Here is a 20847-nt window from a genome sequence, read left to right as displayed (position 1 = left end):
TCCCTAGCCAGGAATCCCCGGCGCGCGAGGACGGACTACGGGCGGCCGTCCTGCTCGTACACGTCCGGGATGCCGTCCTGGTCCGCGTCGACGGCGTCCGCTTCCTCGGCCGCACGGTACCTCCGGTTCCGCAGGACCAGCACCGACGACGCCAGGAGTGCTGCCAGCAGTGAGGCCGTGAGGATGCCCACCTTCGCGTGGTCGTCGTGGATGCTGCCCTGTCCGAAGCTCAGCTCCGCGACGAGCAGCGACACCGTGAAGCCGATGCCGGCCAGGAGGGACACCCCGAACACGTCGATCCACTTCAGGGAGCGGTCCAGGGACGCCCGCGTGAGCTTCGTGACGAGCCAGGTGGTCCCCAGGATCCCGACGGGCTTGCCCACCACGAGGGCCAGGACGATGCCGACGGCCACGGGGTCCGTGACGGCCGAGAACAGTCCGCCCCAGCCGCCGGCGGACACACCGGCGGAGAAGAAGGCGAACACCGGGACGGCGAAGCCGGCGGAGATGGGCCGGAACCGGTGTTCGAACACCTCCGAGAGGCCAGGACCCGCCGTCGGGCCGCCGCTGGCCTGCGAGCGGATCACCGGGATGGCGAAGCCCAGCAGCACGCCGGCCACCGTGGCGTGGATGCCCGAGGCATGCACGAGTGCCCAGGTGACGACGCCCAGGGGCAGGAGGATGAACCAGGCCGCGGCGGGCCGGGTGCCGAAGAACCGGCGGTGACGCTGGGCCACGACCGTGAAGACCGCCAGGGGCACCAGGGCCAGCAGCAGCGGCCCGACGGCGAGGTCGCCGGAGTAGAACACGGCGATGATGGTGATCGCGATGAGGTCGTCGACCACGGCGAGGGTGAGCAGGAAGATCCTCAGGGCGCTCGGGAGGTGCGAGCCGATGATGGCCAGGACGGCCACGGCGAAGGCGATGTCCGTCGCGGTCGGGATCGCCCAGCCCCGCAGCGCCTCCGGGTTGCCGAGGTTCACGAGCGCGTAGAGGACGGCGGGGACCGCCACCCCTCCCGCTGCCGCTGCGATGGGCACCACGGACCGGCTGAATTGGCGCAGGTCCCCGGCCACGAACTCGCGTTTGAGTTCCAGTCCCACGAGGAAGAAGAAGATCGCCAGCAGGCCGTCGGACGCCCACGCCCCGAGGCTCAGCTCCAGGTGCCAGGGGGCGTACCCGATCCGCAGGTCGCGTAACGCGAAGTAGCTCTCGGAGGCGGGCGAGTTGGCCCAGACCAGGGCGAGCACCGCTGCGGCGACCAGGAGGAGGCCGCCGACGGTCTCCTTGCGCAGGATCTCGCCGATCCGGAGCGTCTCGCGGTAGCTCCCCCGTCCGAGGACGGAGGAACGCGAGGGAACAGGTGGGGTGTTGGTCATGAAGGTGTCCTCAAGGATGGGTCGGCAAAGGAACTGCCGACCAGACTTCCCGGCTCACCTCTGTCCAGTCTACCGGCCTAGGATCCTCCCATGGGCATGCGGGAGGTGCAGCGATGACGGGAAGCCTGATGGAAACGGGTCGGGGTGCCCGGCGCTCCCGGCACCGGCGCCGGATCATCTACAGCGAGCTCGCGCTCTCGATCGCGTTCACCCTCGCGACGCTGCACGGCCTCGCCGAGCGTGACGAGCTCCTGTCGATCCCCGTCTTCGTCGCCGGGTGGGCGCTGAACCTCCTCGTCCTGGCCGTGTGCTGCACCGTGCCGTGGTCGCGGATCCCCACCCGCTGGGTGATCCTCGTACCCCTGGTGGACTTCGTCGCCATCGGGCTCTCCCGCGCCGCGGCGGGCGAGAGCCTCCCCAGCATCGGACTGCTGGCAGCCTTCCCCGTCGTCTGGATCGCGGCCTCCCGGGTCGGCACGGGCGCCGCCGTGGCCATCGCGGCGGTCGCGACGCTCACGGTGGTCTGGCTCCCGCTCGTGCTCCTCGCCGACCCGACCTTCGACGCCCTGATCGACCCGATCCTGCTGCCCGTGATGCTCACCGGCCTCGCCTGGTTCGTCAGCGAGATCACCCGGGACAACCGGCAGCGCCAGGAGGCGCTGAGGGCGTCGCAGGCGGCGCTGCGCGAGAGCGTGGAATCGGGCCGTGCCCGCGAGCGCCTGCTCGGCACCGTCCTCGACACGGTCAGCGTGGGGCTCCTGGCGATCGACGCGGACGGCAACGACATCCTCATGAACGCACGGCAGCGGGAGGGCCATGCAGCCGCCGCGCCTCCCGGCAACGACGATCCGAACGAGGCCGAGCTGCTGGTCTTCGGCCCCGACAGGATCACGCCCGTCCCGCCCGAGGAGCGTCCCGTGGCCCGGGCGATCCGCGGCGAGGAGCTCGACGCCGAGCAGGTCTGGGTGGGCACCGGGCGCTCCCAGCGCGCGCTGAGTATCGCCTCCCACGCCATGCACGACGACGACGGCACCTTCACCGGGACGGTCGTCTCCTTCCACGACGTGACCGAACTGGTCCTCGCGCTGCAGGCCAAGGACGATTTCCTCTCGAATGTCTCGCACGAGTTCCGGACACCGCTGACGTCCATCCTCGGGTACCTCGAGCTGACCCTCGAACGCCACGAGGACCTGCCGGACGGCGTCGCCGGCTACCTCGAGGTGGCGCGGCGCAACGCGGTGCGGCTCGAGCGGCTCGTCGAGGACCTGCTCGCCATCAACGCCGGGTCCTTCCGGGTGAACCCGGTCCCCACGGACGCGGGCCGGATCCTGGCGGAAGCGGCGTCGTCGGGGCGGGTCCGGGCCGAGCGGGCGGGGCTGCGGCTGGTGAACCGGGCGCCGTCGTCCCTGCCCGCCGTGGTGGACCCGGTGCGCCTCGGGCAGGCCGTCGACAATCTGCTCACCAACGCCGTCAAGTACAACCGGAGGGGTGGCAGCATCACCCTGGATGCCCGCCGGCGCGACGACGGCCTGGTCATCGAGGTGGCGGACACGGGGATCGGGATCGAGACGGAGGACCTGCACCAGATCTTCGACCGCTTCTTCCGCTCGCCGTCGGTCCGCACGACGGCGGTGCCCGGCGTCGGGCTGGGGCTGCTGATCACCAGGACCATCGTGGCCGAGCACCGCGGGTCCATCACCGTGACGAGCGAGCGCGGCAAGGGCACCTGCTTCACCATCCTGATCCCGCAGCCCCCACGCGCCGCGTAGAAGGGCAGTCCTGCGGGTCACCGCTAGGGCGACGGGTAGTCGCTGACGGCCAGCCAGATCGGGTACAGGTCCTCGGCAGGGCCGGCGTCCGTCGTGTCGAGCGTGAACGGTCCACCCGCGGCGACGGCCGCCAGCAGGTCCTCGGGCGACACCTCCCCCGCGAGCGCGAAGGAGTCGTAGACGAACGGGAGCCCGTTGGACCCGAGCGGGCTGGGCGAATCCATGAGCTGGAAGTGCAGGTGCGGTGCGTCCGAGTTCCCGCTGTTGCCGAGCAGGCCGATTCTCTCGCCCGCCTCGAGCTGCCGGCCGACCTCGAGCCCGAGCGGGTTGCCCGGCTGCAGGTGGGCGTAGAACGCGTACACGCCGTCGCCGAGGTCCTGCACGATGTGGTTCCCGCCGTACTCGTCCAGCGGCAGGCCGCTGGGATCGGCGCCGGGGGTCTGTTCGGGCAGATCGGACCGCATCGACACGATCGGGCCGTCGCCCACGGCGAGGATGTCCGCGCCGAAGTACGGGTAGCTGCCCAGCTGGTCGGCCGGACCGGTGCGGAAGAAGCCCTTGTCATCGAGCCGGACGTAGTCGATGGCATACCGTTCGGGCGCATGCAGCGCCCCGTTGAGCGGGATGACGGAGCCGCGGTGCGGGGTCACCTCGCAGCAGCTGTTCCCGTTGAGCCAGCCTGCGCCCTCCAGGGGCGGGCTGATGACCGCGGCCGGCGCGGCGTCCACCTCCGTGGGGGCCAACCGCGAGGTCAGCCGGTTCGGGATGATCGGCGGGGCGCCGGGGTCGAGCCCGAAGGTGACGTCGTGGTGCAGCGATGCCGGCAGCGCGCCTCCCGGGTCGACGACGACGTCCAGCCAGAGGAGTGCGCCCTGTCCGGGCCCGAGCACCCGGCCCGGCGCGGTGGCGCCGGATACCCGCATCCACGGGACGACGTCGTCGCCGTCGAGGCGCTCGAGGGAGGAGCCGCTCTCGTCGAGCACGTCGACGGACTCGACGGTCGCGGTCTGATCGCTGACGTTGCTCAGGTGCACCTCGTAGGCGATGTGCACGCGGCCGTCCGTCGTCGGCACCGCCCGCGGAGTGCTCAGCACCTGCCCGATCACCGGCGTGATGTCCTCCTGGGGCGCGACCGCCGCCACGGAGACGGGGGTGGGCGCGGCGACCTGCGGGGGTATGGAGGCGGAGCTTCCAGCCAGCAGCAGGGCTGCTGCTGCGAGGGGTACTGCGAGGGGAACGAGGGCTGGAGTGCCACGCATGCGACGAGTATGGCACCGGCCCCGGTCGATGGACCCGCACCGGCTCCGTGAGACGCAGGATGACGGCGCGCACGCCACCGTTCCGGGTGTGACAGCTGCGCAGCCGCCGGGTCCGGCAGGCCGCGGTCAGGCGTTGGCGGCGAGCAGCGACTCCTCGAGCGCCACCCACGCCAGCATGGCGCACTTGACCCGCGCGGGGAACCGGGAGACGCCGGAGAACGCGGCGGCGTCGCCGAGGACCTCCTCGTCCGCCTCGATCCGCCCGCGGGAGCGCAGCACCTCGCGGAACGCGTCCACGAGGGCGATGACCTCGTCCCGCGGCAGTCCCTGCACGAGGTCGGTGAGGACGGACGCCGAGGCCATGGAGATGGCGCAGCCCGCGCCGTCCCAGCTCACGGAGTCCACCGTGCCGTCGGCGACGCCGGCGCGGAGGGTGATCTCGTCCCCGCACACCGGGTTCAGCTGGTGGGACTCGCCCACGCGGCCCGCGCCGGCGTACTCCTGCAGCGGGGAGCCTTGCCGCGCCTTCGCGTGGTCGAGGATGATCTGCTGGTACAGCTGTTCGAGGCCGGTGCTCATCTACTGCGCTCCGAAGAAAGGACGGACCTGGGCGACGGCCTCGAGGAAGGCGTCCACCTCGTCCGTGGTGGTGTACAGGTAGGTGCTGGCGCGCGTGGTGGCGGTGAGGCCGAAGCGCCGGTGGAGCGGCTGCGCGCAGTGGTGGCCCACCCGCACCGCGATACCCCGGTCGTCGAGGAACTGCCCCACGTCGTGGGCGTGCACGCCGTCGACGTCGAACGCGGCGAGCCCGATGCGCGGCTCCCCCGCCTTCGGCCCGAGGACCCGGATGCCGGGGACGGCGTCGAGGCCCTCCACGAGCCGCGCGCCGAGGGCTGATTCCCACGCCTCGACGCGGGCCATGCCGGTCTCGGCGAGGTAGTTCGCGGCGGCGCCGAGGGCGATGGCCTGGGAGATGCGCTGGGTCCCGGCCTCGAAGCGGTTGGGCGAGGGCAGGTACTCGGCGCGCTCCATGGTGACGGTGGTGATCATGGACCCGCCCGTGAGGAACGGCGGCATGGCGTTCAGCAGCTCCGCCCGCCCGTAGAGCGCCCCGATCCCGGTGGGGCCGAGCATCTTGTGGCCGGAGAAGACGAGGAAGTCCACGTCGAGGCTCTTCACGTCCACCGGCAGGTGCGGCACGGACTGGCAGGCGTCCAGCAGCGTGAGGGCGCCGACGGACTGCGCGAGCGCCACGAGCTCGGCCACGGGGTTGATGGTGCCGAGCACGTTCGAGGCATGCGAGAACGCCACGAGCTTCGTGCCGGGCGTGATCACGGCGGCCGCGTCCTCGAGCCGCAGGGCGCCGTCGTCGCCCACCGGGAGGAAGCGCAGCTCCGCGCCCGTGCGGGCGGCGAGCTCCTGCCAGGGGATGAGGTTGGCGTGGTGCTCCATCTCGGTGACCACGATGCTGTCGCCGGGCCCGACGGCGAAGCGGCGCGCGGCCTCTCCCCCGCGGCCGAGGGCGGCGTTGGACATCGCGTAGGCCACGAGGTTGATGCCCTCGGTGGCGTTGGAGGTCCAGACGAGTTCGCTGGTACGGGCGCCGATAAAGCGGGCGACGGCGGTGCGGGCATCCTCGTAGGCGTCGGTGGCGGCGACGGCGAGCGTGTGCGCGCCGCGGTGCACGGCGGCGTTGCGCTGCTCGTAGTACTCCTGCTCCGCCTCCATCACGCTCAGGGGATTCTGCGAGGTGGCCCCCGAGTCGAGGTAGATCAGCGGCTTGCCGTTGACCTCGGTACCGAGGATCGGGAAGTCGTTGCGGATGCGGTGCACCTCGGCGTCGGTCAGCACGGCGTCGGTCAGCACGGCGCCGGACGGCGTGAGCGTGACGGGCGTTTCAACCACGGGCACTGGGAACTCCTCGGATCGGTCAGCAGTCCTCGCGGCAATTACGCAAGGATTCTCTGCTCTAATCGTGCCACCGGATGCGCTGCGCGGCACCCCAGTGGGACCTAAGTTCCCTGCGCGAACAGGTGGAGGTCCTCGCGCCGGCTGATGCCGAACTTCATGAAGAGGCGGTAGAGGTGGCCCTCCACCGTGCGCACCGACGTCCCGTGGCGGTCCGCGATCTCCTTGTTGGTGAGCCCCTGCAGCACGAGGGTCACCACGGCGATCTCCCGGGGGGTGAGCCGCACGGCCGCGGGGAGGCGGACGGCCTCCGTGGTGGCGGAGCCCTCGAAGCCTGCGCTCGCGGCGGCGAATTTCTTCTGGGCACGGCGTGCGGCGGTCGGTTCGCGCCGCTTCTCGTACACCTCCCGCGCACGTTCGAAGCTCGCGGCGGCGAGCGGCCGGTAGCCGGCGGCGAGCGCGGCGTCGCCCGCCTCGAGGAGCTGCTCTGCATCTCCGGCCGCGCCGGCCGTGGCGAAGTCGTGGAGCAGCGCCTGCTCCCTGCCATCGAAGGTCCCGGTGAGTGCGGCGAGCCGCGTGAAGAGCGTGCGGTCGCCCATGACGAGTGCCTGGTCCAGTGCCGTCGCCGCCACGAGCGGGAGTCCGGCGTCCTCGGCCTCGTCAGCCAGCCGCACCAGCCGGGGGATGCCCTCGACGTCGGTCTCGAGGACCGCCGTGACGGCCACCGCATAGACCCCGCCCAGCAGGCGGGCCAGGCGGGTGCCACGCGTGGCCTCCGCGGGGTCCTGCTCCACCAGGAGGGCGGCCTGCCGGTGGTCGCCGGCGAGGAGGGCGGCGTAGGCGGCCAGCCCGGTGATCCACGGCAGGATGTGGAGGTGGTCCGCGGTGCGCAGGGCCTGTACCGCGAGGCGCAGGCGGGACTGCGCGGTCGGGAAGCGGCCCTCCCGCAGCGCGCGCATGCCGTCGAGCAGGTCCAGCCACCCGGCCACGAAGTGCGTGCGGCGTGCGTCCCGCCGGAGCCGGGCGACGGCGGTGGAGCGTGCCTGGTCCCACTCCCCTGCGGCGGCGAGCGCCAGGAGCTCCAGGCACAGCGCGTGGCTGCGGTAGGCCACGGTGTCCGGGTCCGTGCCGACGAGGTCCAGGGCCCGCCGGGCGAGGCGGGCAGCCTCGACCGGCCTGCCGGAGCCGATGGAGAAGACCGCGAGCGGGAGGAGCGCCGCCATGCGCGCCGCCGGCGAAGCGGCGTCGTCGTCGGCCACCGCCTGGAGCGCGACGGCGTCGAAGGGTGCGTCGTCGACGGCGAGAGACGCGATGCTGCGTCCCACGGCCACCAGCCGGAGGTCCGCCGGCGCCGGCACGGCATCGGCGAGGGACTGCTCCCAGCGGTCGACGTCGCCGTCCATGCCCTTGGCGGACGCGGCTCCGCGCATCCTCACCTCGAGCGTGAGCAGCGTGCCGGCACGGAGGACGTCGGGCGGGGCGGGGGCCTCGAGGGCGTCGCCGAGGAGGTCGAGTGCCTCGTCGAGCCGGCCGCTGTTGACCCGGGCCCAGGCCAGTTCCACGAGGCGCCGGCGCGCGAGGTCCGGCGACGTGATGGCCCTGGCCGCCCGGACGGCGAACCCGCTCTCGGCGGAGCGGTTGGCGCTGGTGGCGGCGGCCAGGAGGATCCGGTCGTCGAGGGGGGCTCCGGCCTCGAGGGCCAGCGCCGTCCGGTGGTGGAGCTCCTCGATGTCGCGGGGCGGCGTGGTCACGGCCTCGAGGATGCGGCGCTGCAGCATCACCCGGCGTGCCGTCGGGATCGAGGCTCGCAGCGCCTCGGCGTGCAGGGGGTGCTCCACGAGCAGCGCGCCGTCGTCGCGGGCCCGGATCCACCCGTCGCCGAGCAGCTGCTGCAGCACGGTGTGGCCGATGGACTCCCGCGCCTGATCGCCGGCCAGCGGGCCACCCACCGCGAGGAGTTCCAGCGCGTCCCGTTGGGCGGGGTCGAGCAGGCCGAGGTCCGCGGCGACGAGGTCCGTGAGGTGCACCCCGAGCGGCGGCAGCTCACGGGCCGTCTGCCAGACGCCGTCGGTCTCGGTGATGAACCCGCGCGTGAGGCCGTCGCGCACGAAGAGGCGGATGAACAGCGGGTTGCCGCGGGTCAGGTGTTCCACGGTGTGGACGAGTCCGGCGCCCACGGGCCCGCCGAGGAGTGCGGCACACAGCTCCTCGACGTCGTCGAGCGTCAACGGCCCCACCGGGACGGTCGCCACGATGCCGTCGGCCACGAGTTCGTCGAGGCCCTGCGGCAGGCCGTGCGACGGCCGGGCGAGGAAGAGCGCGCGTGCCCGTCGCATGCCCAGGAGCTGCGCGATCAGCGTCACGGACCCCGGGTCGAGATCGTGGGCGTCGTCGACCACGAGGAGCGGGAGGTCGGCGCCGGGCTGCGCGCTACCGCCGAGTGCCTGGCCCACGCGCCGCAGGACGGCGACGGGCTGCGTCATCTCCTCGGGTGGCAGGCCGGCGAGCCAGGCGGAGAAGGCGCCGTACGGCACCGCTCCGAGGACGGCGCTGCCGCGGACCCGGAGCACCCGGGTGCCCTCGGTGAGCTGCGCGACGACGGCCGCGGCGAGGGCCGTCTTGCCGATGCCGGACGGGCCCAGCAGCAGGACGCCGGAGGTCGCGTGGTCGCCGAGCTCCGTGACCACGCGGGCGAACTGGTCCTCGCGCCCGACGAGCAGGTGGGCTGCGTCCCGGAGCCCGCTCACTGCGTGAACACCGTGGAGAGCTGGGTGCGGCTGGAGACGCCGAGCTTGGCCATGGCCTTCAGGATGTGCCCTTCGACGGTGCGGACGGAGAGGTGATGGGCGGCGGCGACTTCCTTGTTCGTGGCACCGCGGGCCGCCATGCGGGCGAAGGCCCGCTCCCGGTCGGTGAGGATGCGGCGCGCGCTGGCGTTCCGGCGGGGGACGCTGGTGCGCCGGAAGATCTGCTCGGCCCGGATGAAGTGCAGCGGCTCGTCGTCGGCGTCGTGGAGGCGCATGGAGATCAGGGCCGCGGACCCGGCGAGGTCCAGGTGCCCCAACCCGAAGGCGGACTCGGCGGCCTGCAGCAGGATGAGGGGGTCCCGGGCGGCGACGCCGCGCGCCAGGAGCTCGGCGGCCCGGGCGAGGGGCGTGTCGATGCCCCGTGCGAGGTCCAGCAGCAGCGGGGCCTGGGACTGCTGGCCGAGCCGGACGGCGTGCATCCGCAGCAGCAGTTCCGCGCCGGCATTGCCGGCCTGCCGCTGGGCAGCGGCAAGGACGACGAAGCGGCGTGCGGCGGCATCGCTGTCCGACACGAGGGCGTCCGCGAGGGTGTGGAGGAGCACGATCATGGAGCGGTGCATCCAGGGCAGGTGCTCCGCCGAGGCCGAGTCCCTGCTGTGCTTCGTGCCCGGCCGGTCGGCGTCCTGGCCGTCCCGCAGGGCCGAGGCGTAGGCCGCGGCGGCCTCGGCGAGGGGCAGCAGGCCGCTCCGGTTGTCCACCCGCAACTGCTCGACGGCGGGCAGGATCACCGCGAGCGCGGCTTCCCCGTGCCCGAGGGCCGCCAGCGCGGTCCCGGTGAGGGTGTCCGCGACCGAGGGGTCCTCCCACTGCCCGGCCGCGAGGGTGGGAGCGCCGGTGAGGAGCAGGGCGTCCTGGAGGTAGCCCTCGTAGACCAACGCGGCGAACCCGCTCTCCTGCAGCAGGCGCCCTGCGGTCCCCGTGGGTACGGGCAGGCCGGCGCCGTGGAGCCGGGCGAGGCTGCGCTTCGCCCCTGGGCCGGTCCCCGTGAGGCTCCGGGCCAGGACGAGCCGCGCGGTGTTCTCGATGTCCAGGGGCTTCGGCTGGTTGCGATGCACCTCCGCTCCGGTGAGGTCCAGCACGTCGCGGAAGCGCCCCTCATGGGCGACCCCCTCGACGGTGACCGGGTCCGACCCGCCTGACCGGGCCGGGTCCGACGGCGTCGCGTCGCCGGTCAGGATCCGGCCGAGGACGGCGCCCGCCTCGCTGAACCGGAGCCGCTCCAGGCACGTCCGGACCTGCACGAGGTCCGCGGGGTCGATGTCCGCGAGGTGCTCGGCGGCCAGCAGTGCGACCCGCGGCTCGCCGGCGTCGTTGGCGGCCCGCGCGACGCCCCGGAGGTAGCCGTCCTGCAGCGGGACCTCGGCGTCGAGGAACCAGCGCAGCAGGTTCAGGCGGGCCGGGACCGGCAGGTGGCCGCCGTCGTCGAGGCCCCTCAGCCGTTCGAGGAACGCGGGCAGCGGGTTGGCGGCCAGTGCTCCGCGCAGGCGGTCGCCGATCACCCCGTTCACCACTGTGACCGCGTGCGGTGCCTCGGGGTCGACCACGCACACCCCCGCCTGCTCGAGTTCGTCGATGATCTCGGCGCCACAGGAGGGCAGGAGCGCGTCGAGGGGCACCGGGGCGGCGACGGCGACGACGTCGAGTGCCTGCCGGGCGCGCTCGGACAGGGCCGTCAGCGCGGTAGGGGCGCCGTCGTTGCCCTGCACCGGGATGCCGTCCCAGGCCCGGTGCCAGACCCACGCTCCGGCGTCGCGGGTGAGCGCGCCCCGGGCGATATCGCCCCGTACGGCGGCCTGCAGGGAGCGCAGGTTGCCGCGGGAAGCCCGCCACAGTTCGACGGCGGCGGTACCGGAGACGGGCGCGCCCAGCAGCTGCCCGAGGAGGCTGCGCGTGCGCTCGAAGGTCAGCGGGGCCACGTCCACGCGGACGAGCCGCCCGCTGCGCCAGAGATCGAAGAAGCGCGCGGAGGACGGGGCGGGGCCGTCACAGGCCACCAGCAGGCGGGCGGCGCCGACCTCCGCGAGGTAGGACAGCACCCGGACGGAGGGATCGTCGAGGTGGTGGACGTTGTCCACCATGAGGATGACGGGACGGTTGCGCGCGCGGATCCGCAGGGCCGCCTGGAGCGACTGCAGCATGGGGAGGGATTCGACGCTGTCGGCGGGGTCCACGTCCATCAGCAGCACGCTGAGCGCACCGTAGGGCGTGGTGGTCATGGCGGCCGAGCCACGAATGAGGATCACCTGCGTGGTGCCCTCCAGCTGCGCTGCCGCCGCGCGGCCGAGCGCCGTCTTGCCCACTCCCGATGCACCGACGATCAGCACGCCGGCCGAGCCGGTCGCGGCGAGCCCCGCCAGGATCGCGGTGGTCTCCTCGGAGCGCCCCAGTAGAGGCCAGGCACCCGTGTAGTCGCCATTCATGACGGCGGGTCCCCCCTTGTCGGTCAGCAGATCCATAGCCAGTTCCCCCTCCAGCCTTCCTGGCCAGGCCAGGCATCCGCCCCGACCGTCGCGTCGTCGACCGGGTCGTTTCGCCGAATACTACTCGACGATGGCGCGTTATCGCAGTGGGGCCGCGCTCCGGGATAAGTAGTCCTCGCGCTGGAGCGAGTACCTCCGAGCGCCAGAGGGACGGGGCCGTACCCGTCACGGCGGACAACAAACGGGTTCTACATCAGGTTCAACGACGCGCGCCTGTCCTGTAGGTCAGGACGTATTCCGGACGGTGAATCCAAATGCCTTCTCGTCGCCGCCCGGCCCAGATTGGTTTCATGTCCCGGTCCTGACTGAGGGGACTGCTGAGACATGCACGAACCTTTAGCACCCTGCAAGGGCGTGGCACGTCGCACCCTAGCCCCTGCTGTTCCGGTGCATGCTACCCCCTTTCGTACGGTTAGTATTGGGGCAGTTTTGGTCTCACTACCTTAGGAAGCTTTCCGTGTCGTCCGTCCGCAAGAAAAAGCGCCGTCCCTCGATATCGCGCCGACTGAAGGCCGTCGCGCTAGCATGTGGAGTCGTCGCCGTCGCTTTTGTTTTTGGCGCCCTACACTTGGTGCAGCAAGAACGGGTGGCTCAGGCGGTTGCGGAAGCCAGTAGTTACACTCCGAAGCCCATACCTTCGCTCGAACAGACCACCAACCCGGAACCGGTAGTAGCTTTCATTGGCGATTCATACTCCGCTGGTGCTGGTGCGTCATCTGGGGCAAACAACTGGACTTATCTCCTTTCTAGGGAGTTGGGCTGGAAAGAGGTAAACCTCGCTCGCGGGGGAACTGGTTATCTCGTAGCGGGAATGAACGGGCGGGCAGCATGCGGTCTCGATTACTGCCCCTCATACCCCGAGATGATCGACGAGGTGGCCGCCGCGAAGCCGACGATGGTCCTCGTTGCAGGGGGACGCAATGACCTCCGCGTGGAGTCGCCAGACCAAGTTCACACCTCAGTCCGCGACTTCTACTCAAGCCTTCGGGCGGCGCTGCCTAACGTGACCATCTATGCGGTGAACCCCTTATGGGACGACGACGTAGCCCCCGCAGCTATTTCCGACCTAACTGAGGTTGTACGCGACTCTGTGGAATCCGTCGGCGGAACCTTCTTAGATATTGGTCAGCCGTTGCAGGGGGCCCCAGAGCTTGTCTCGGACGATAGCGTGCATCCGTCCGACGTCGGACACCGGACGATTTTTGAAGCACTAGCAGCGAAGCTAAAAGCGGCTGCGTAGTCGGCACAAGTGGCCTAAGTGCCACTTCTGAAAACTGTTGACTCTAGCAAGGGACGTAAATGACGCAAGCACCCCTACCCAGGCATACGATGCAGGTCGCGACCCCCGCATGACCCGCGGGACCCTCGGCCTCTACGCGGTAGCCGGTGTCGCCGTAGCTGCCGCTACCGCGGCAGCTACTCAGCAGCCCATGGCACTTCCGCTCCTCGTTGGGACGATAGTCCTCTTCGTGATCGCAAGCAGGAATCCAAACGCACTCTCCTCGGCTCTCGTCCTCGCAGCGCTCCCATTGATGCGCCCGAACGTACTGAGCGAGAGCTACGCCATTCTGGGAACAGCGATATGTGTCGCAGCGTCTCTCATTGCCTTTACTGCTGATCGCGGCAGGACCCGCATCCCACGCAGCTATACGTTCATTGTAGTAGGGATGATTCTGACGACGGTATGGCTACTGCTCAGTGCTGCCATCTTCAGTCGCTACGCCTCGGTGACGCTTATTCTTCAGGGATTCGTAACGACGGTACTCACGGTGGCAGCCATCGGCGTGGTTCTCGCGGATCCAGCGCGTAGACGGATGGTTGGACGCGGTTTCGTATGGATCATGCTTGCCCTGTGCACATCGTATGCCGTGACCGTAGTGACTTGGACGGTGCTCGGGGTTGGCGCCCTCCCGTTGGCGACCTTCCCAATCAGTAATGTCCTTGGGGCCGGAACACTATTCTTCCCGTTCACTCCCAGCATCGGTGTACTGAATTTGCCCAATCTTCACCTGCCCCGGTTCACAGGGTTGGGCAGCGAACCTGGGTGGATGGCTCTACACGCAGGATTGGCGCTGCTGCTCTGGCCGCGCCTCGGGCGTCCTCGATGGCCTGGTCAAGCTGTCCTACTCGTCGGCCTTCTCGGCACTTTCTCCACCGCCGGGTTTGGAGCTTTCGTCGTGGTCCTGATCCTCGCTTGGTTCGCCCGTAAGCCGAAGAGCGGAGACCTCTTCACCCACTTCCTCGGGTTCTTGTTCAAAACGAGCGCACTAGCCATCGCGGTTTGGGTGGCCGTCGCTGCACCAGTTGTAGGGCTGGCAAGTAAGCAGACCGTAAATGCTGAATCGCTTGGCGACAGGACCGAGGCGATGAGACTAGGCCTAGCGGCACTCACCGAACACCCATTCGGAGGTGCTGAAGCCGGATCTCAAGCAGCAATCAACCTTATTGCTGCGCTTGCGCTACTCGGCATCCCTTACTTCTTGCTGGTGACAGGGACCCTGTTCGTGTCCCGCTTGGGACATCCCGCGAAACACCTAACCTTTGCGCCTATCGCACTTATCTTCATCACGCTCCTGCTGTCTCAGCCGGCTGGCGACGCTACTTTCGTATTCGTTCTCACTGGGCTGGCATATACTTTGACGCTCCCGGACATGCACCCTCGCTTAAACGACGCCCACGGCACTAGGTTGGCACCTCCGTTCAGCGCCACGTCGAATGGGTAGTCAGCAGGTCCATTCGGCGGATTCTGTGCTGGCGTAGGACCGAAATTGGGCCACTGTCGCCTCGTGCTTCGGCGGTGAGAGATTCAAACCCTGACTCTGACCAGGGGTAGCCTGAAGGCCCATTCGACGGCCGCGCTGCGCCGGGCGCATCGCAACGCTATCCACCCGACAGCTAGTGCTGAAATGAAGCACACGAGGTAAATTGCCCACGTACTAGAGACACCGATAGCCGCTAGGGACTCAGCAAGAATAAGCACCACGACAGCGTGGGTAACGTAGTAAACAATTGAGTCCCTGCCTTCTCCGGCCACAAGTTGCCCAACTCTCGTGGTCGCCAATGCTTTCGCAATCGGGATGGCGACGAAGATGCCGCCGGCAACCGGCACCGCCCAAATCGCTTGATACCGGACTTCTCCCCCTGCGGCAGAGACAGCGGCCGCTAGAACAGCGAGCAACGCTCCTGCTGCCAGGGCTGCCGGGTTTGTCATGAAAGCTTCCCACTTTGCACGAGTCCTAGCGGCCATATCTCCGGCCAGGAAGAAGCCGAATAGGTAGAGCATGGATTGCCATGAAGCGTCTCCACCGACGAGACCAGAGGCAATCATGGTAAGAGGTATCAGCAACACCTTCAACCGACAGCTGAGCCAGGCGGCGATGAGGTAGAAGACTAGAAGATATGCCAGGTACCACAAGAGAGTAGGGGGGGAGTAAATGATGCGCAGGAACATTCCGAGCCCGAGCGGTTGGGTGCCCTGTATCCAATATCCAAGGCTGTAAACACCGAGGATGATGCAGGACCAAAGCAGGTAGGGCCAGGCAATGTGAGAAAACTTGCCGCAGAAGTACTGCCGTCGTGTTTTCCTCAGAGACTGTGGGAGCAGCATCCCCGACAGGAACATCAGCGTCGCCATCCGGAACGGATTTGCGGCATCGTTCAAGGCTTCCACTATGTGGGGAGCCGAGCCCAGCCGCTGGGCAGTCGCTATCGCGCTGTGATCAGCAATCACAAGGAGGATTGCCAACCCGCGAAGACAGTCAATCCAGGATTCCCGCGGCTTGCTCGATGTACTCACATCCATCCGTCCCCGAGAGGCGTTTGACTGAACTATACGCTGGCGGCGTAGCGCGATCGCTCAATCGGCAAAGACGGCGCGTCGGTGTCAACGACCGCTGAAACTACTTCCCAAAATGGGACAGCTCTTCCTCCTTGGTGCTTCAGGCTGAGCTAGAGGAGGCGCGTTTGGGGACAACCACTGATGCAGACACGTCTGCCGACACACGAATTGTCGGCGTGGTGAGGTCGATTTGGGCTGCTGCGGTGACCTCGAGTAGTGGGGTGTTGGTTGTCGCAACGCGGCCGGGACCAGTTGTTCGCAGCCGTCGGGGCCAGTTTGACGCGCCGGGATATGGGTCTGGAGTACCGGTGACAGCTGTTGTAGAAGCCTTTGACGTGGGCGATGACATGGCGTCGGGCCTGTTTCTTCGTCGCGCTCGGCCGGAAAACGCGCCCGCTCTTGAACGCGGAAAAGAACTATTCGGCCATCGTGTTGTCCCGCCACACTTATGAGAGAGTCATCGAGGAGCGTATACCTAGGCCAGTGACCGGGTCCTGAGACTCGCGAAGGCATAGAGCGACCTTCAGCTTAGGAGGATCCACCGTCCGAACACCTAGGCCCTCCGACCCGGTGTCTGACGGAGATGGCCAGCCGACCGCGGAATAGGCTCACAAGCTACTCTGCGATGCCGATCTCTGCGATTCTGACCCGGCTCAAAGTGGCCGTGCTTCCGGTGCGGCTGAGCCCGAGGACACCGAAGTAGGGAGTTCCGCTAGCGAGGTCTCCGGCCCTGGCGAGCGCGAGCAAGGTTTCATTGCCTCGGGCGTTGGGGCGCGTTGGCGTATTTTGTGTCACCACGGTCGATCATCCGGTGATGGGCTCGGCCGGCCGATTGAACCCGTCGTTGGTCTACTCGGTAGGCATAGTAGAGGGGGCGGTGAAACGTCCGACCTCAACTGGACCGCACAAAGACGGGAAGGAGTTGTCCGCGACAAGCAGTTGCTCAAGCTTACGGAAAGCTCCCTAAACTTCGAAGATGGATCTCGTCCGGAAGCGCGTCGACCGATACCTGCGGCAGACGAATGCGGATTGAAAACTAGGGCACCAAGTTGACCAATCCGCCCGCGCTTGGCATCGACCGACGAGTGCACAGCGAATGTCATATGCATGCCTCGTATTGCTATGTATCGGAACCGAAAGCTTAGTGATCGCGGCACTTCGTGTCTTCTGACAGGTGTGGTCCGCTGCCGACCAACCAAAACCGTTCATCCGCCGGCAGGGGCGGGACGCGACGACGCTAGGCCGACGACCCGTTGAACGCGAATCGTGGAATAGTATTCACCTGTGGGAAATAAGAGTGCTCGGACAGCCGAGAACAAGGTCTTGAATGTGGTCCGAGCGGTTTCGGCGCTGTTGGTTGTGCTGGGCCATGTGCGGCTGTTATTTTTCGAGGACTATGCCACCGCTGAGCAGGGGCCCATTACCGCGGTTCTCTACGCACTAACAAGTCTTGGATCGCAGGCCGTCATCGTCTTCTTTGTTCTAAGCGGTTACTGGGTTGGACTGAGCGCCATGTCGAGGATGAAGACGGGAACCTTTTCATGGTCTTCGTACGCTAGCAGCCGACTGACTCGGCTTTGGCTTGTTCTGCTTCCTGCGCTTGTCTTGACCGCCGTCGTAGACCAAATTGGTCGGCGGCTTTTCCCTGACTCTGACGTGTACATTCAGGGAGCGAAGTACGTGGGGATACCAGCGGACGCTTCCTACTCCACGCTCACTTTCATCGGTAACCTCGCATTCGTGCAATCGATCCACGTGCCATACTTCGGCACAAACGGTCCGCTCTGGTCCCTGGCATTTGAGTTCTGGTACTACCTGCTCTTTCCAGCGCTCCTGATTGCTTTTCGTCGCAGCGCGACCTGGAAAGCTAGGGTCGCCGCCGTGACTATTCTGATCGCAGGAGCAGCGATTAGCGGAACCGAGGTCCTCTTGCTCTTCCCTGCATGGCTCCTAGGAGCCCTCGTGGCTGCCAACAGGAATCGAATTAGTGCGATGCTGGAGGCGATGAGACCGAGCCAGCTGTTGGGCGCACGGTCCTCCGCTGTCTTCCTCACGGTGGGAACCATGATCTTTTCCCACGAGACAACGTTGCCCCTGAGGCTTGGTGCATGGCTAACAGCTATTGCCGCGGCGCTCCTGGTCTTGGTATTCGTCCGCGACGTCGAGTTCCGAGGGGCGGCAGGACGTGCTCTCTCGACAGTCTCCTACACAGCCAAGTTCTCCTACTCGTTCTATGCCATCCATATGCCCCTAGTTGTGTTCCTTGCGGCGCTGATCGTGCCCTTGCATGAGGGCCGGTGGCCGATGGACCTGCCGCATATGGCGATGGCGGCAGCGGTGATACTGGCCATTGGTTTTGCCTCTTACTTGTTCGGCGAACTTACCGAGCAGAAGACTGAGGCTACTCGTAGTTTAATTGCCCGCGCACGGCGAGCTGCCACACCAGATCGCTACAAGGCCCCCAAATATTAGCTTCTGTCTTGCTGGACACGAACCGGTGAAGAACCCGGGCTCGTTACGGCAAGCCGAATTTAAATTCGGACACACCTACCCGCATGATGGGTACCCGGCACAAACTGGGTGGATTGGCGCATGGCGGAGTTCATCTAGGAACAACGAGACGTGTTTCAGCACTGCGAACAGGGGCCCATTCGGGTTTGGGGTTGTTGATTCGGTTTGCGCGGTAGTGACACTGGCCGCTGGCTGCGAATAGCTAGCGGAGCCTGTAGTTAGTTAAATTGCGATAGCCTATGGCGGTTTGACGGGAGGTTTCGATGAAGCAGTTGACGGTTTCGGAGCCATTTTGGACGCACCCGTGTTGTTGAAGTAGTCCAATACTGGGAACTTCCACTGCGAAAGAGTGCGACCGAGGCAGGCTACTTCGGGGATAAGGCAGGTCGGGACTGCCGTGAGTATCCCGGTGGTTACACTTGTCCCGTCTGACTTGGCCAGATGGATCGAGCCCAGCCGCCAGCCCTGCGTAACTTCGTATCCGGGATCGCCGATGCTGGGCTCGGCATCGAGCAACGGGACTTTCCTGTCAGTGAGGTCCTCGGCCCCTCATTGCGACGCCCCTTGGATCCGGTAGACCGGAACGCTCTTGCCGCCCCGGTGCCCCCTGGGTGTCCTGCTGAAGGCGGCGTCAAACCTCGTAGACCTTGGCCAGGCCGACCTTTACCCCGGGGATCGAATCCAGGACAGTGATCGTTTTAGCGAGTTCGTCGCGGATGGCGTTGGTGTATTCAAGGAACGGACCCGATGCCGCAGCCCCGAGGCCGGCCGTGAAGCCGGAGCCTCGTCCGTGAGCTTCTTTGCGTAGGCCTGCCCGGAGCGGCCTCCCATTTGGTCCAGCAGCGTAACGTAGACGGTTCTGTCCACATCAAGGGTATGGTCCGCGATGCCTGTGCCCTGCTCGCCACGTAGCCCTGTATGAGCCCAGACGTTCCCGTCCACGCCTAGAGGTGTTGACGCGATGCAAGTACCCCTGAGGTATTTGCGCTCGAGGATCGCGGCGAGCCGGTCGACATACCTTGCTGCCCACGGTCGCCCTGGCAATCGTTGCACTCAGCGCAGCGAGATGCGGAGCGCGGTGTATTAAGGCGCCGAGGTCGTCATTCTCCTGAAATTGATTCTCGCGAACCATACAGCGATACATCAGCTGTTTCTCAGCCATGATTTGAGGAGGACTAGTCCTCACGACGGTCAGGCTTTAGTGCTCTTGATCTCGATCGTAGTGATCTCCGAGGTCGCAATCCCAGCTGACCGCCCTAATGGGATTGCACCTGTTCTATCCACGGCGCTGACCCGGAGCCGCATCGCCCTGATTGTCTTAGTACTCATCGAGGATTTACGCGCCTCGAGAGGGTTCGTTTCTGCAGGCCTAGTCCACAAAACAGACGACGTCAGCGGAAGTCTCCACGCGGGCACCTACGCAGGGGCGTGAAACTTCTGCTGGGCAGTGAGCATGCCGTCGCGGATCAGGATTTCGACAGCGTCCGCGGCGGCGTCGAGCAGGAACGGCAGTTCCTTCTTCTCGACCGTGCCGAAGTCTTTGAGCACGAAGTCCGCGGGGTCCTGGCGGCCGGGTGGGCGTCCGACGCCGACGCGCACGCGGTAATAGTCCTTGGTGCCGAGTGCCTTGCTGATGTCACGCAGCCCGTTGTGTCCGCCCTCTCCCCCGCCGAGCTTGAGCCGCAGGGTATTGAAGGGGATGTCGATCTCATCGTGCACAGTGATGACATGGTCGGGCGCGATGTCGTGGAACCGGGCAAGGGCGGAGACCGGCCCGCCCGTGGTGTTCATGTAGGTCAGGGGCTTGGCCAGGACCAGGCGGGGACCACCGATGCCCAGCCGTCCCTCGAGCGTGACGGCCTGCGCCTTCGAGGTGGTGAAGCGCCCACCCATCCGACCGGCGAGGAGATCAAGGACCATCTGGCCCACATTGTGGCGATTGCCGGCGTAGCCGGGCCCGGGATTCCCGAGCCCGGCTACGAGCCAGGTGCCAGTGGACACCGGTGCTACTTACTGCTCGTCGGCGTCGGTGATGACCGCGTCGGCGTCGGCGTGGGCCGCCGTCGCGCCTTCGGAGGTGCCCTCGACGTCGGCGTCGGTCTCGGGGGTCTCGCCCAGGTCCTGCTCCTCCTGCGCGGCGAGGTTGACGATCAGGGTGTCGGCCTCGATCAGGAGGGTGACGCCCTGGGGCAGCACGATGTCGGAGGCGTGGACGTGCTGTCCGACCTCGCGGCCCTCGATGCTGACGGTGAGGGTCTCGGGCAGGTCGGTGGCGTCGGCCTCGACGAGGACCGTGTTGGCCTCGAGGTTTGGGGACGACGTCGGCGGCGGGCTCGCCCTCGACGTGGATAGCGACATCCACCTGGACCTTCTCGCCGCGGCGGACGGTCAGGAGGTCGAGGTGCTCGACGATGCGCTTGAGCTGGTTGCGCTGGATGTCCTTGACGAGGGCCAGGTGGTCCTCGCCGTTGATGTCCAGCGTCAGCAGGGCGTTAGGGGTGCGGACGGCCAGCGTGGTGGCCTTGGCGGGCAGCAGGACGTGGATGGGATCCGCGCCGTGGCCGTAGATGACCGCGGGGATCATGTTGGCGCGGCGGGCCTGGCGAGCCGAACCCTTGCCGAATTCGGTGCGGACGTGTGCTGCGAGCTTCTGCTCGGACATAGTTTCTCCTGAACGGTTGCGGCTCTTCGCGATGTGCGGGAGCACTGGGACTCAAGCCGGGGCAGAAGGAACACGCGTGGGGCAGTCGTCTAGGAACCAGTAGAGTCGCTAGCCACCGTCGATCACGGAGTACGGCCGGATAATTCTTCCTCCGGCCCGCTCCCTCGCCTAGGCATCGCGCTCAATCCTACAGGAGTGCGGAGGGTCAACTGTTCAGTTGGCTTGGGCGGCCAT

General features: G+C 67.4%; 12 protein-coding genes and 1 pseudogene. 4 read left to right on the top strand and 9 right to left on the bottom strand.

What is annotated here, in order from left to right; translation table 11 throughout:
* Positions 1-35: 35 nt before the first annotated feature.
* The gene (gene nhaA, locus QFZ50_RS02650; RefSeq protein WP_307081652.1) at positions 36-1379 is read right to left on the bottom strand and encodes a Na+/H+ antiporter NhaA; all 1344 of its coding nucleotides are present in this window, start codon (positions 1377-1379) and stop codon (positions 36-38) included.
* Positions 1380-1492: 113 nt separating this feature from the next.
* Here nhaA and QFZ50_RS02645 point away from each other — a divergent pair, with 113 nt between their 5' ends.
* A complete protein-coding gene (locus QFZ50_RS02645; protein ID WP_307081649.1) occupies positions 1493-3148 on the top strand; it encodes a sensor histidine kinase in 1656 nt (551 codons plus the stop codon).
* A 23-nt stretch (positions 3149-3171) separates the two neighbouring features.
* Here QFZ50_RS02645 and QFZ50_RS02640 read toward each other — a convergent pair whose 3' ends face one another.
* From QFZ50_RS02640 to QFZ50_RS02620, 5 genes are all read right to left on the bottom strand, one after another.
* On the bottom strand, positions 3172-4407 hold the full coding sequence (locus tag QFZ50_RS02640; protein WP_307081647.1) for a M23 family metallopeptidase: 1236 nt from the start codon (positions 4405-4407) through the stop codon (positions 3172-3174).
* 126 nt (positions 4408-4533) lie between these two features.
* Entirely contained in the window at positions 4534-4986 is a 453-nt protein-coding gene (sufU, locus tag QFZ50_RS02635; protein WP_307081645.1) for a Fe-S cluster assembly sulfur transfer protein SufU, read from the bottom strand.
* Positions 4987-6318 carry a cysteine desulfurase gene (locus QFZ50_RS02630; protein ID WP_373462237.1) on the bottom strand — a complete coding sequence of 444 codons (1332 nt, stop codon included), beginning with the start codon at positions 6316-6318 and terminating at the stop codon, positions 4987-4989. It lies immediately after the preceding gene.
* Between the two features lie 101 nt (positions 6319-6419).
* Complete coding sequence (locus tag QFZ50_RS02625; protein WP_307081643.1) at positions 6420-9062, bottom strand: LuxR C-terminal-related transcriptional regulator; 2643 nt, start codon at positions 9060-9062, stop codon at positions 6420-6422.
* A complete protein-coding gene (locus QFZ50_RS02620) occupies positions 9059-11578 on the bottom strand; it encodes a helix-turn-helix transcriptional regulator (RefSeq protein ID WP_307081641.1) in 2520 nt (839 codons plus the stop codon). The genes QFZ50_RS02625 and QFZ50_RS02620 overlap by 4 nt, the downstream gene beginning before the upstream one ends.
* Positions 11579-12059: 481 nt before the next feature.
* Here QFZ50_RS02620 and QFZ50_RS02615 point away from each other — a divergent pair, with 481 nt between their 5' ends.
* Positions 12060-12842 carry an SGNH/GDSL hydrolase family protein gene (locus tag QFZ50_RS02615; protein ID WP_307081639.1) on the top strand — a complete coding sequence of 261 codons (783 nt, stop codon included), beginning with the start codon at positions 12060-12062 and terminating at the stop codon, positions 12840-12842.
* A 190-nt stretch (positions 12843-13032) separates the two neighbouring features.
* Positions 13033-14325 (top strand): hypothetical protein, encoded by a 1293-nt coding sequence (locus QFZ50_RS02610; RefSeq protein WP_307081637.1) that lies wholly within the window; start codon positions 13033-13035, stop codon positions 14323-14325.
* An 83-nt stretch (positions 14326-14408) separates the two neighbouring features.
* On the opposite strand, the gene QFZ50_RS02605 is transcribed toward QFZ50_RS02610, so the two are convergent.
* A complete protein-coding gene (locus QFZ50_RS02605; protein WP_307081635.1) occupies positions 14409-15398 on the bottom strand; it encodes an acyltransferase family protein in 990 nt (329 codons plus the stop codon).
* A gap of 1326 nt (positions 15399-16724) precedes the next feature.
* On the opposite strand from QFZ50_RS02605, the gene QFZ50_RS02600 reads away from it, so the two are divergent.
* Positions 16725-17912 (top strand): acyltransferase family protein, encoded by a 1188-nt coding sequence (locus QFZ50_RS02600; protein ID WP_307081633.1) that lies wholly within the window; start codon positions 16725-16727, stop codon positions 17910-17912.
* 1455 nt (positions 17913-19367) lie between these two features.
* On the opposite strand, the gene pth is transcribed toward QFZ50_RS02600, so the two are convergent.
* Positions 19368-19952 carry an aminoacyl-tRNA hydrolase gene (pth, locus tag QFZ50_RS02595; RefSeq protein ID WP_307081631.1) on the bottom strand — a complete coding sequence of 195 codons (585 nt, stop codon included), beginning with the start codon at positions 19950-19952 and terminating at the stop codon, positions 19368-19370.
* A 9-nt stretch (positions 19953-19961) separates the two neighbouring features.
* Positions 19962-20613: pseudogene (locus tag QFZ50_RS02590) on the bottom strand (50S ribosomal protein L25/general stress protein Ctc).
* Positions 20614-20847: the final 234 nt, after the last annotated feature.

This window comes from Arthrobacter agilis, assembly GCF_030816075.1.
Taxonomy (GTDB): Bacteria; Actinomycetota; Actinomycetes; order Actinomycetales; family Micrococcaceae; genus Arthrobacter_D; species Arthrobacter_D agilis_E.
This window is presented reverse-complemented; position numbering and strand designations above follow the sequence as displayed.

Excerpts from the sequence above, each read along its gene's own strand:
- QFZ50_RS02645 (WP_307081649.1), top strand. The coding sequence starts at position 1,493 with ATGACGGGAAGCCTGATGGAAACGGGTCGGGGTGCCCGGCGCTCCCGG.
- sufU (WP_307081645.1), bottom strand. The coding sequence starts at position 4,986 with ATGAGCACCGGCCTCGAACAGCTGTACCAGCAGATCATCCTCGACCAC.
- QFZ50_RS02640 (WP_307081647.1), bottom strand. The coding sequence starts at position 4,407 with ATGCGTGGCACTCCAGCCCTCGTTCCCCTCGCAGTACCCCTCGCAGCA.
- QFZ50_RS02610 (WP_307081637.1), top strand. The coding sequence starts at position 13,033 with ATGGCACTTCCGCTCCTCGTTGGGACGATAGTCCTCTTCGTGATCGCA.
- nhaA (WP_307081652.1), bottom strand. The coding sequence starts at position 1,379 with ATGACCAACACCCCACCTGTTCCCTCGCGTTCCTCCGTCCTCGGACGG.
- QFZ50_RS02620 (WP_307081641.1), bottom strand. The coding sequence starts at position 11,578 with ATGGATCTGCTGACCGACAAGGGGGGACCCGCCGTCATGAATGGCGAC.